This is a genomic window from Pirellula sp. SH-Sr6A, from assembly GCF_001610875.1.
Lineage (GTDB): Bacteria > Planctomycetota > Planctomycetia > Pirellulales > Pirellulaceae > JBKCUI01.
In genome coordinates this window covers 1,538,211-1,550,954 of record NZ_CP011272.1, presented here as the reverse complement: position 1 = coordinate 1,550,954, position 12,744 = coordinate 1,538,211, and the positions used below count along the sequence as shown (strand labels likewise).

Sequence of the window (12,744 nt, the reverse complement as noted above, 5' to 3'; positions counted from 1 at the left end):
TAAACCGCAAAAACACCGGGAGGTTTCAGGTTTTTTTACGAAAATCTCAAACGAACTCAACCAAGCTTCGCTTGATCGAGGCCTAGTGGTTTCCAAAAGTCAGGACTCTCAAAGGCCTTCTGGTTTGCGCGCTTTAGGACGGTGACCTACAGTGCTAAAGCAGACGGGGACGACTTCTTGACTGATCGGCAATCTCATTACACATTCTGAATATGGATATACGCATGCACGTGCGGTGCCCCTCGGAAGTGGATGCAAGTGTTCTTGCCGACGATCCGCCACATGTCCCACACACCATCCGACTTCAGGTCGTCGTTTGCATAAAATTGCAGGCTCAACGACTCCAGGCCCCCGACTTCGGCGAGTAGCTCTCGGGCTTCTTTAGCATCCTCTTCTCGATACACACCCAAAATCGAGGTAAGGGCTTCATTGACCAGCCCGACCTGATCAGCACTCAACGAACCAACGCGAAGCCCAGCATATTGATCCTTCTTTTCCACACGCACCGACGATTCGCTCGGAATGCTAGCTTTGAGTAATGCTTGCTGACGTTGCTCGGACGAGAGTGCTGCAAAGACTTTGTTGACCTTCTGGGTCTGGAAGAAAAAGAGGTTGTCTTCCGGAGCGGTTTCTTCCCCGTGGCCATAAACGATCGGACCACCGAATACGACTTTCTTTTGCGTGTTTCCATCGGCTCGCAGGGTCAAATGCCGACCGGTGAGCATCCACTCAAAGGACTCAGTCCCCGGCTTACCGAACCAAGCGACGCTGTAGGCATCGATCCCTCCGTCGTCGTCTTCGGTCTGTTTGCTAATCAATTCAAAACCGCTTTCGGACGTCAGCTGCTTAACAATCTCGTGCACCATGTTCCGTTGCGACTTGGTGTAGAAGTCCGATCCGATCAACGCCTTGACGACGTGCCAATTCGCGTTCACCTTCTGACGCAGCGCATCGCCGAACTCTTTGCAAACGACTTCTCGTTGGGGGCCTGTCAAGGTTTCGTAGAGCTCGCCGATAACCGTTTCCGCCTTGCTGCCACCCGGTTCGAACCCCCACAAGCTGCTTGGGGATAGTGCGCAACCGACGCCAAGCCCCCCGGTCGCGATCATAAAGTTGCGACGGTCTACCGAGGTGGGATGGGATTTCTTTCTCATGCTGTGTTCGATGGGAGAAGTCATCATTATGTCCTTTAATGGTGGGGAAAGAACTCTGGCGGATTGGGCTCTATTGTATAACTTGTTGCGGTCTGGAAGACGCCGATAGCCAGATTTAGGCAACTTCCAGGATCCTTTTTCGGTTCAGACTCCTCCCAAAGCGATTTCCATGAAAGCGTTGCAACTAGACCAAGTTCAAAGTTGGAAAATGATCGATATCCCACCTCCACGCAATCCGGGAGCGGGAGAGGCAATTGTCAGGGTGCATCGCGTGGGTGTTTGCGGTACCGATATCGCTTGCTATCTGGGCAAGTTTCCGTTCTTTGCATTCCCTCGCATTCCAGGCCACGAGCTCGGAGTGGAAGTGGTCGCAGTTGGGGCGGGCGTCGAACATTTGCAGGTAGGGGATCGATGCTGCGTCGAGCCGTACCTCAACTGTGGCGAGTGCTATGCCTGCCAACGCGGTTACACGAACTGCTGCGAGTTCAATCAAACCTTTGGTGTCATGTGCGATGGTGGATTGACCGAGCAAGTCGTCTTGCCCGCGCGAAAATTGCACCCTGCGAATAATCTGAGCTACGAGCAAGCCGCCTTGGTGGAAACCTTGGCCATCGGCTGCCATGCAGTCGATCGCGGAAATCCTAAACAAGGAGAGACTGTACTGATCCTTGGTGCCGGGCCGATCGGTTTGTCCGCTCTGGAGTTTGCAAAGCTCACTGGCGCCCGCGTTCTGATGGCCGATTTGAGCGAATCCCGGCTCGAGTTTGTTAATGCGAAGATGGGTGGATGCCACACCGTCCGATTTTACGGCGACGATCGTGATCTCACGACTATTTCGGATTTGACGAACCATCGATGGGTGGATGTCGTGATCGATGCGACAGGCAATAACCACAGCATGTCGCGCGCATTGGAATTCACCGCGTGCGCAGGCCGGGTTGTTTTCGTCGGTATCACGCAACAGAACTTGAGTTTCCCCCATGCTCCGGTTCTCCATCGACGCGAGCTTTCGATCCTCGCTAGCCGAAACGCCCCGTCCCGCGACTTCGGCCGTATCATCGGATTGATCGAAAATGGAACGATCAACACCGATCCTTGGATCACCCACCATGCGATGATCGATGAAGTTCCCGAGCGATTCGAACATTGGCTCGCCCCCGCGACCGGCGTCATCAAGGCGATGATCCACCTCACCTAACCTCAGGCCGCAGGCCCATAAAACTCCAACACTCCACGCCGCTCCCCCCTGTCGAACGGTCGTCCTCGACCGTTCAGGATCGCCTATCGGTATCTAAAAGTCAGAGCCCGTGAACGCATTGTGGTTTGCATGCTTTTAGGCAAGTTGGTCTACGGCGCCAAAGCAGTCGAGGACGAAGTCTTGACCCTATGTCGAACGGTCGTCCTCGACCGTTCAGGATCGCCTATCGGTATCTAAAAGTCAGAGCCCCGTGAACGCATTGTGGTTTGCATGCTTTTACGCACGTTGGTCTACGGTGCTAAAGCAGTCGAGGACGACGGCTTGACGTGTGTCGAACGGTCGTCCTCGACCGTTCAGGATCGCCTAGCGGTATCTAAAAGTCAGAAATCTCGACGGTCTTGAGGTTTGCTTGCTTTAGCGAGAGTGGCCGACGGTGCCGAAGCAGTCGAGGACGACGGCTTGACAGTGTGTCGCTACTCGCTACTCGCTACTCGCTACTCCCCCCACCCCTCGCCACCCTTCTACCATTCCTTGCGATTTCACTTTTCACATCCTTCTTTCGTTCGATCCAGGGAATGTACAAGCCCATTGTCCAATTGGTTTGGTTCAAGCGAGATCTTCGGCTGTCCGACCATGACCCTCTTGCGAGCGCCTCGCAAAAAGGGATAGTCATTCCGCTGTTCCTGTTTGAGCCTGAGTTTTGGTCTCAACCAGAGAACTCTCCTGAACACTTCCACTTCGTACGGCAATCGATCTTCGAACTCCGCGAATCCCTGCAAAAGATCGGTGCAGATCTCTTTGTTCGTACCGGCGAAGCGATACCCGTTCTGAATTCGCTGTTGGAGCAAGTGGAGATTGCCAAAATCTGGAGCCATGAAGAAACGGCCAGCATGTGGACATACCGTCGCGACCAATCGGTGGCGAAATGGGCTCGCAATCACAATATCTCTTGGGTGGAAGTTCCTTCCAATGGCGTGGTTCGAAAGTTAAAAAGCCGCGATGGCTGGGGCCGCTTATGGCAAACGCGTATGAATGCGGACCTGATCAGCATGCCAACCCGTTTGATTGTCCCTCGTCCCCTCGATCCAGGCCCAATCCCCAAAGCGAAGGAGCTATTCCCGCTTCATGCGACGGACGCGTCGGAAGCAAAACAACATTTACAACAGGGAGGAGAATCCGCTGGGCAATCCTATTTGAGTAGCTTCCTCACCCAGCGCGGGGCCGAATATCGCAGCAGGATGTCGAGTCCGCTTTCTGCTCCCAACGCTTGCAGTCGGCTCAGTCCCTACATCGCTTGGGGGTGCCTGTCGATAAGGTCGGTGCATCGAAGTGTTCAATCAAAGAGAATCGAGCTGACGGAAGCCAAATGGGTCTCCAAGGACCCTGCTGCTGCATCATGGACGCAATCCCTCAGTTCCTTCACCTCACGATTATCCTGGCACTGCCACTTCATCCAAAAACTAGAAGATGAACCGGAGATCGAGTTTCGAAATATCTGCTCGGTTTATGACGGTCTTCGAGAGAACGAGTTCCAGCAGGATCGCTTGGAAGCGTGGATGGCGGGCCGCACCGGCTACCCTATGATCGATGCCTGCATGCGGTATTTGCATCGGGAACGTTGGATCAACTTTCGGATGCGAGCCATGCTGATGTCCTTTGCGGCCTACCATTTGTGGCTTCATTGGCGATCTCCCGCTTTGCATCTGGCAAGACTCTTTCTCGACTTCGAGCCGGGGATCCACTATCCCCAATGTCAGATGCAATCCGGAGTTACGGGGATCAATACGTTTCGAATTTACTCACCCACGAAGCAAGCGATGGATCAAGATCCCGAGGGACGTTTCATTCGTGAAAATATCCCGGAACTTGCGCGCGTGCCCAAGCTCTTCATTCATGAGCCTTGGAAAATGGCGTTGGATGACCAAGTCCGATATGGATGTCGTATTGGAGTCGACTATCCTGCCCCCATCGTCGAGCACGCATCCGCCGTCCGATTCGCGAAGAACCGCATCTACGAGGTCCGACAATCGGAAGCCGCTAGGGAAATGGCCCGCCAAGTCTACGAGAAACATGGGAGTAGGAAGCATCGCGATCCTATCCCGGGTCGGCCTCCGAGCACGAAGACTTCTCGGTCGGCTCTGGACAAAACTAATAGGACAGCGAATGCAAATCGATCGAACCAACAGCTGTTCCTCCCAGGCTTGTTCGACGACACCGAACCTGCGCCCCCATAACGTCAAACGGTCGTCCTCGACCGTTTTTGCACCGAGTAGTACCTTTCTGACAACCAGACCACCTCCACCTCACAACATGTCAGGAGAGCTTTCTATTCGGCGCGATGTGTTAGGTGATCCTGATCTGTTGAGGACAACAGATCGACAATATTGTCAAACGGTCGTCCTCGACCGTTTTTGCACCGAGTAGTACCTTTCTGACAACCAGACCACCTCCACCTCACAGCATGTCAGGAGAGCTTCCTATTCGGCGCGATGTGTTAGGTGATCCTGATCTGTTGAGGACAACAGATCGACAATATTGTCAAACGGTCGTCCTCGACCGTTTCTGCACCGAGCACTACCTTTCTGAAAACCAGACCACCTTCACCTCACAACATGTCAGGAGAGCTTCCTATTCGGCGCGATGTGTTAGGTGATCCTGATCTGTTGAGGACAACAGATCGACAATGTTGTCAAACGGTCGTCCTAGACCGTTTTTGCACCGAGTAGTACCTTTCTGACAACCAGACCACCTCCACCTCACAGCATGTCAGGAGAGCTTCCTATTCGGCGCGATGTGTTAGGCGATCCTGATCTGTTGAGGACAACAGATCGACAATATTGTCAAACGGTCGTCCTCGACCGTTTTTGCACCGAGTAGTACCTTTCTGACAACCAGACCACCTCCACCTCACAGCATGTCAGGAGAGCTTCCTATTCGGCGCGATGTGTTAGGTGATCCTGATCTGTTGAGGACAACAGATCGACAATATTGTCAAACGGTCGTCCTCGACCGTTTCTGCACCGAGCACTACCTTTCTGAAAACCAGACCACCTCCACCTCACAGCATGTCAGGAGAGCTTCCTATTCGGCGCGATGTGTTAGGCGATCCTGATCTGTTGAGGACAACAGATCGACAATATTGTCAAACGGTCGTCCTCGACCGTTTCTGCACCGAGCACTACCTTTCTGAAAACCAGACCACCTTCACCTCACAACATGTCAGGAGAGCTTCCTATCCGGCGCGACGTGTTGGGCGATCCTGATCTGTTGAGGGCAGCAGATCGACAATGTTGTCAAACGGTCGTCCTCAAATGTTTCTGCGTTCAATCCACACCCACCCTTGACTACGGCAATCTACCCATTTCCATGAGCAAACAGCCAAAGCGACATAAGCCAAGCAAGTCCCACTTGCCGACCAAGATTTGCGAACGTTGCCAACGCCCGTTCGCTTGGCGCAAGAAATGGGAGCGGGATTGGGAACAAGTCAAATACTGCTCCGACGCATGCCGAACGTCGACCCGTCCCCATCCCATCGCCTCTCCCTGACGTGCTTCTTCTGTAGCAGCCTAACCTTTCACCTCTTCCATTGCCTTCTTCGCAATGGCGACGCATTCGCGAATATCCGCGATCGGATCCTTCGGATTCTCTTCATACTCAAGCGACAGTGCTCCATCGGCAGGGAAATTCGCACGGACCATCGCGTCGAACACTTCGCTGCACTGAAGATGTCCCTTGCCCAGGATTACTCCCTTTGCCTTTTCCTGCATCTCGGCAAAGTCCTTGAGGTGGATTCCGTACAACCGGCCTTGCAAAGTGCGAATCACGTCGGTTGGGCGTTCTCCCGAGCGGATGTAGTGGCCAAGGTCGGCGCAAGCCCCGATGCGAGGATCCCATTTCTCGACGGCTCGCAAAACGTCGACCGCCTTGTTGTAACGGTGCGATGGTCCGTGGTTGTGAATAGCGATCCGAATATCAAACTCCTTCACCAGTTCATCCAAGCTTGGAAACGCTTCGGGCGATGGGTCCGCCGAGAGGGTTCGAATTCCTGCTTTCTTGGCAAATTCAAAGACTTTGCGATTGGCTGCTGCGTCTCCACCAAAACCGTTGACGCCATGCGCGGAAATCGTCAGTCCCAACGACTTGACCTTTCCAACCAATGCGTCGATCTGCTCTTGGGTCGCATTCAAAGGAAACATGCCGCTATAGAACTCGACCTGTGCGAACCCCAAATCCTTGGCGTGCTGAAGCGCGACATCGACGGGAAACGAACGGAGCGAGTAGAGTTGGAGCCCTAACTGAAAAGGGACTTTGGAGGCTGCTGAACCCAAGGCGTTCCGGGGGTGTAACAACTGGTCTATAAGCAAGCTAGAGCCAAGACCCGCGCCGAGAGCCAAAGCGCCGCTCCCCCGCAACCAGCTTCGGCGGGACATTTGGGATTCGCAGGAAGGATTCAATGTGCGGAAATTCATGGTGATTTCATTAGGATGGGAGGAATGTGGGTACCGTACCAATCCCCATGATACTACACTTTTCAGGCTAATGGTTTGGGGCCATCGCCCCGCGTGCGAAGCAACCTCTCCCCGCTTTCCACCTACTAATGCCATTTCATCAAACTTATTCATGTCCAACCCCGCGACTTGATTGCTGGACACACCAGCCAACTCAGGTCCAGATCGCCATGGCCAGCAAAGACTTAGACATCGCACAACTCGCCGACTACCTCCACTTGACGTTAACGCAAGTAACCAAGATGGCGGTCCGGGGCAAAATTCCGTCCCGAAAGGTGAATGGGGAGTGGCGTTTTTCAGAATCCGAAATCCACCATTGGCTCGAAGACCAGATTGGTGTCGGGGACGCCGAAGAGTTGGAGCGAATGGAAAAAGTACTGCAGCGGAACATCGACGTCACCTCCGATGATCGCGCGATGCTCGCGGATTACATGTCTCCGCTCGCCATTGAAGTTCCCTTGCCGGTCCGGACCAAAAACTCGGTGATCCGAGAGATGTGCTCCCTCGCCGAACGCTCCGGACTCCTTTGGGATGCCGCTGCCATGGTGGAGGCCGTAGCCGCCCGGGAGGAACTCCACCCCACGGCCCTCGAGAACGGAGTTGCACTTCTTCACCCCCGCAGACCGCAGTCGTCGATTCTGGCAGAGCCGATCGTCGCGCTGGGTATCTCTCCACAGCCAATCCCCTTTGGCAACACGTCCGGGCATCTCACCGATGTGTTTTTTCTGATTTGCTCCACCGATGATCGCGTCCATCTCCGCATCTTGGCCAGGCTCGCCCGCCTCGTTACGGACGATGTCTTTTTGACAATGCTCCGTTCCGCCACCAGCCCCCAGGAAGCTCTCGATACTATTCGATCCGCCGAATTGGAACTTGAGGCCTCCGGAACTCGATCCGCAGACCGTTAATCGCTGCCAAAGGATCTTGTGGGATGGCCGTATCGAACGCATCGCAAATCGATCGCCCTGTCAATTGGGCTGCACCAACCGTCATTTGGGCTGCACCAACCGGCTCCTACTGGGATTGGATCCGAAACCATATCCAGCTCCCAAATGTTCGCGATCTTGACGCGATGGCGATTGGGAATCCGCCACAGGATGTCTTGGAACAAACGACTGCACCGATCTGGATACAAGGAATCGAGGGGCGCTACGAGGCGGATTGGCAAACTTGGCTAGCGACCTTCCGAATGCCCGCCCCTCAGGCCGCTCCTGCGAAGAAGGGAAGTCGCTCGGCAAAAGCGAACAGAACGTCGAAGAAAGACCTGGCGATCAGCCCGGATAGCCCCCCTGTTCGCCGCCCCAATATCGAGCTGGCGGTCGTTCTCGGCGAAGCGTGGACAGGGCATCGCCGCACGTTCCCCCTTCCCGACAGTTTCGTTCCCTTTTACTGGTACGAACTCTACGACCGACTCTTGCCATGGCTGTCCCGATTGACTCTTTCAACCCAACCGGGCGCTGATGCGAGGGGCTCCAGTCACCCGACAGGCGTCACGCATACGGATGTTTCACGTCTAGCTCCCCGGGTAATCGACTGGATCGCTCGCTCCCAGCAGGCCGACCAGATCGCAACGTCCCTCATCGATCGAGTAGGAGGCACCCCAACCCCTCCATTTGTTCTGGTCGTCGCCGAATCCTCTGCTACCACGCAGATGTGGCACTCGCTTCTCGAACAATGGGGAATGCCCTTCCTAATTGCCCGACCGACGGAGCTCCGCATCCAAACGACCCCAGACGTTGTCGTGCTCGATCTCGATATTCCCCCTCGAGCCTCATTCTTGGCGTCGAACCCCTCCGGTTTGCCGGTCACACCGGAGCCAAAACCGGTGGCACTCGAGGTGGTAACTCGTCTTCGTCGCCGTTTTCCCGAAGCGATGCTGGCCGTTTTTGACCCGTTCCCCCGCTGGCAAGACTGGCATCAACTGCAAAGGCACGGTGCCGATGCGATTTTTCCCAAGCCGTTTTCGACGTTCGGAGTGCGCTGGTGTATCCGCCGTTGGATCGAACAAGGAATCGCGGGTACAATAGTGCCAGGCGGCGTGTGATCCGGTGTTCGGGCCTGCTGCCTCCAGTTCGCATCTTCCCCTTCGGATCGTCCTCTCCAACCCATCCCGAGATAGACGGCTCGGTTCGATTCGCCCCAACGAATCCCCACCCCCCTACCCTCCGACACTCCGACCCTTCCAATTTATGTCAGCATTTCGCATCCTTCGCGTCCTCTCGGCATTGCTCCCCATTTTGGGGGGGCTTTCGTTTGCCACAACCTCTGCCATGGCTTGGGACGACCCCTCCGATGCAGCCGCTCAGCAGGCCAAAATCGATTTCTTTGAGACGAAAATACGACCCGTCCTGGTCGAGCATTGCTACGAATGCCACTCTGCCGCGTCCGGCGACCCGGGGGGCGAATTCCGCCTCGACTCGGCCGAGCTCCTGAAAAAAGGAGGGACAAGCGGTGCGTCATTGCAGCTCGATGCACCGGAGAAGAGCCTTCTACTGAAAGCCCTTTCCTACGACGACAATGCGCTGCAGATGCCCCCCACGGGGAAGCTTCCTGAAAACGTCCTCGCAGATTTTCGAACATGGGTGGAACAGGGAGCGGTGGATCCTCGCAAGGAGTCCGACGCAGCCCCGGCCGCACCCTCCAAAGTGGAGCTGGCCGCCCAGCATTGGGCCTTTCAAAACCTCAACCCCGCCGTGCACAAGAATCAGTCTATCGACGCCATCCTCGCTCGCTCCCAATCGGAAAAGAAGATTCAGCCCAACGGAACCGCAACCAAACGGGAATTGATTCGGAGGCTCTACAACGACTTGTGGGGGTTAGCACCTACCTACGAAGAGTTGGCGGTCTGGGAATCCCAGCCGATCGAAAACTACGAGTCTTGGGTCGACCAACTGCTCGACTCTCCACACTTCGGCGAGCGAATGGCTCGGCGATGGATGGACGTCGCGCGATACGCCGACAACAAGGGGTATGTGTTTCAAGAAGATCGAGAATACGCCCACGCCTGGCGGTATCGCGAATGGCTGATCCGGGCCTTCAACGAAGACCTTCCCTATGACCAGTTCACCCAATATCAACTAGCTGCCGATCGATTGGATCCGGGCCCCCACAATCGGAACTTGGACGCCATGGGGTTCCTCACCCTCGGCCGCCGCTTCCTCAATAATGAGAATGATATTGCAGACGATCGAATCGATTTGGTCACCCGCGGATTCCTTGGGCTGTCCGTCGCATGCGCCCGATGCCATGACCACAAGTTCGATCCGATCTCTATGGCCGATTACTACTCGCTTCACTCCATGTTCGTCAGCAGCAAAGAACCAAAAGATGCACCTGGGCCTCTGCGGATGGTCGATGCCGACAAGATCCGACCCGCGGTGATCTTCAAACGGGGACAACCCGGTGCACGAGGAGATCAAGTTCCCCGGAAGTTCATCGAGTTTATGTCGTCTGTCACCAGGCCGATGGAAACGGGAAGCGGGCGTTTGGACATGGCCCAAGCCATAACGGATCCCAAGAATCCTCTTACTCCCCGTGTGATCACCAATCGCATTTGGGGCTGGATGATGGGAACACCGTTGGTCGACACCCCCAGCGATTTCGGTCTTCGATCCGAAGCTCCCGTGCAATTGGAACTGCTCAACTTCCTTTCGGCCGAATTCATGGCGGATGGCCAAAGCATCAAACGACTGATCAAACGGATGGTTCTCTCAGAAGCGTACCGACGCTCCAGTGCCCACGATCCGGAGAAGCATTTGCAAGACCCGGAGAACCGATATTGGTGGCGGGGAGTTCGGAAACGACTCGACTTCGAAACCCTTCGCGATTCCGTTTTGGTCGGAACCCAACAATTGGACGATCGAGTGGGTGGCAAGAGTGTCAAAATGATCAATCGTCCCTTTTCCAGACGACGAACGGTCTACGCTTATATCGATCGACAAAACCTGGAGGGACTGTTCCGGGCCTTTGACTTTGCGTCACCAGATTCCCACGCTCCTCTTCGATTCGCGACCACCGTGCCCCAGCAAGCGCTCTTCATGATGAACAGCGGCATGATCGACCACTACAGCAGACTGTTCGCAGAAAAGCTTTATCTCTCCGAGGAAGGAAGGGACACTGCGTGGGCCATCGAGCAAATGTTCAAGTCCATTCTCAAGCGTTCCCCCTCCGATCGCGAATTCGAGCAGTTCACCGAATATTTGAGAGTCATCGGCGAGCCTCCCAAACCCACGGACGAAGGCGCGGAGGCTAAGGCACCGGAGAGCCAGAAGTCCGACGTAAACTCCAGCGGAAATACGACACCAAAGGTCGGAATCGACGAGTACGCGCAGCTCATTCAAATCCTCTTGTGTACGAATGAATTCTGCTTCGTCGATTAAGTTTCCATACAACTGCGGATCAAATCCTCACAAACACTTTTTTGGTGTAGAGCCAATAAAGAATCAACCAAAATACCGTCAGGGTACAGCCTCCCAAGAGCAGCTCCTGGATCATAGGAACCTGTTCTTGGCCGGCGCCGAGGATGGATTGAATGGATTCGGAAAAAGTGCGTATCCAACCGCCGAAGTGGCGCAGCAGCGCGTCGTGCGTCGGCTTCTCCAGCGTCCACGACAACACGTACGCGACGATCGAGTTAGCCCCGATCACGATCAAGGGGAATGCCCACCGCTGGAATCCCCGCTGATCCGCAATCCAGTGCAGAACGCCTAGCCAAAGCAAACAGATTCCACCGCTCCAGAGTGTCCAAGCCGGGGTCCAAATACGTTTTACGATAGGACAGACCGAGGTCCAGTCGAGCAGCCATGCTGCCACCATCAATCCTGCGCCCGTGCAGGCGAAGACGAGATTCTTGCGTGCAAAAGGATTGGGTGATTGCAAGAGGCGACCCGCGAGCAATCCGAGAACCATGGTTCCCAGAGTCGGGATAAAACTGAGCGTCGCATATCCACCTCCGGAGTACTCGAATGGCTTCTCACGGGGGAACAGATTCATCCACCATCGATCGAACGCCCATGCCGCATTTGCATTCTTGTTGAAGTGGACGGCAAACCCTTCGCGATAGTACTCATTCCAACTATCCGGCACACCCACCTGGCTGTAGGGGAAATCAGGGGACGGGGCCGGATAGAGAACGAAGATTCCCCAAGTGCCGATCAGAATGGCGGCGAGGGCGAGCAAGACCCAACGCGTCGACAATAGCGAGATCAAGAAAAGGCACCAATATCCCAGCCCGATTTGAGTGAGCGTATCGTCGAACGTGAAGTTCGTACTCGGCTTGCCAAGGCTCCGAAGAAAGATGCCGAGAAACACAAGGATAACGCTGCGAAGCACGGCATGCCGAAACAGTTGCCAACGAGAATCTCCTCTCGCGATGCGCGAAGCCAGTGAATACGCCATCGCCGTTCCAACCAGGAACGAGAAGCTCGGCTGGATGAGATCATGAAGAGAGCAGCCCGCCCAAGCGACGTGCGAAGTATGAAAGCGAATCCATTCCGCGATCCGGCCAATGGCGTTGTCCTCGTTAAAGACTTGTCGCAGCTTGGGAAGTTGAAGCACTTCCGCCAGCATCAAGAACATCACCATTCCACGGTAGATGTCGATCGAAGCCACCCTGCCTGCCGATGCCATAATCATTCCTTGTACAAACAGCTCAACCCATCTCGTGCTGAATTCACTTACCCCATTTGGCAAGCACCGATTGTAGTAGCCTTTCTCAGAAAGGGGTTCCGAGGTAATAGCCCTTCTCGAAAAGGTTCTTCTGTCTTCGCAATTCCCGTTTCTCCATCGCTCGTTCCGGTAAAATCCAACCCATCACTTGATGGGCGCGGAACCGGCATCGAATCGAACCAGTTCTTTTCCCAGTTCGTTTGCCTTGAGAAGACAG

At 54.9% G+C, this 12,744-nt stretch carries 9 protein-coding genes; 6 read left to right on the top strand and 3 right to left on the bottom strand.

Translation table 11 applies throughout. The features are described from left to right. Positions 1–197: 197 nt before the first annotated feature. A complete protein-coding gene (locus VN12_RS06250; RefSeq protein WP_168164247.1) occupies positions 198–1,154 on the bottom strand; it encodes a DUF3500 domain-containing protein in 957 nt (318 codons plus the stop codon). Between the two features lie 169 nt (positions 1,155–1,323). Between VN12_RS06250 and VN12_RS06245 the strand changes: the two genes are divergently transcribed. The 3 genes from VN12_RS06245 (at position 1,324) to VN12_RS06235 (ending at position 5,898) form a co-directional block, all read left to right on the top strand. Beyond that, the gene (locus VN12_RS06245; RefSeq protein ID WP_146676020.1) at positions 1,324–2,352 is read left to right on the top strand and encodes a zinc-binding alcohol dehydrogenase family protein; all 1,029 of its coding nucleotides are present in this window, start codon (positions 1,324–1,326) and stop codon (positions 2,350–2,352) included. A gap of 575 nt (positions 2,353–2,927) precedes the next feature. Continuing rightward, a complete protein-coding gene (locus VN12_RS06240) occupies positions 2,928–4,586 on the top strand; it encodes a cryptochrome/deoxyribodipyrimidine photo-lyase family protein (protein WP_146676019.1) in 1,659 nt (552 codons plus the stop codon). Between the two features lie 1,132 nt (positions 4,587–5,718). Next, on the top strand, positions 5,719–5,898 hold the full coding sequence (locus VN12_RS06235; protein WP_146676018.1) for a DUF2256 domain-containing protein: 180 nt from the start codon (positions 5,719–5,721) through the stop codon (positions 5,896–5,898). 20 nt (positions 5,899–5,918) lie between these two features. Here the strand turns inward: VN12_RS06235 and VN12_RS06230 are convergent, their stop codons facing one another. Beyond that, positions 5,919–6,821 carry a sugar phosphate isomerase/epimerase family protein gene (locus VN12_RS06230; protein ID WP_240491335.1) on the bottom strand — a complete coding sequence of 301 codons (903 nt, stop codon included), beginning with the start codon at positions 6,819–6,821 and terminating at the stop codon, positions 5,919–5,921. Between the two features lie 209 nt (positions 6,822–7,030). On the opposite strand from VN12_RS06230, the gene VN12_RS06225 reads away from it, so the two are divergent. From VN12_RS06225 to VN12_RS06215, 3 genes are all read left to right on the top strand, one after another. Next, positions 7,031–7,768 (top strand): PTS sugar transporter subunit IIA, encoded by a 738-nt coding sequence (locus VN12_RS06225; RefSeq protein WP_146676017.1) that lies wholly within the window; start codon positions 7,031–7,033, stop codon positions 7,766–7,768. A gap of 23 nt (positions 7,769–7,791) precedes the next feature. Continuing rightward, positions 7,792–8,904, top strand: a complete 1,113-nt coding sequence (locus tag VN12_RS06220) for a response regulator (RefSeq protein ID WP_146676016.1) — start codon at positions 7,792–7,794, stop codon at positions 8,902–8,904. A gap of 145 nt (positions 8,905–9,049) precedes the next feature. Beyond that, positions 9,050–11,239 (top strand): PSD1 and planctomycete cytochrome C domain-containing protein, encoded by a 2,190-nt coding sequence (locus VN12_RS06215; protein WP_146676015.1) that lies wholly within the window; start codon positions 9,050–9,052, stop codon positions 11,237–11,239. 19 nt (positions 11,240–11,258) lie between these two features. Here the strand turns inward: VN12_RS06215 and VN12_RS06210 are convergent, their stop codons facing one another. Then, positions 11,259–12,494 (bottom strand): acyltransferase family protein, encoded by a 1,236-nt coding sequence (locus VN12_RS06210; RefSeq protein ID WP_205855201.1) that lies wholly within the window; start codon positions 12,492–12,494, stop codon positions 11,259–11,261. Between the last annotated feature and the right edge of the window lie 250 nt (positions 12,495–12,744).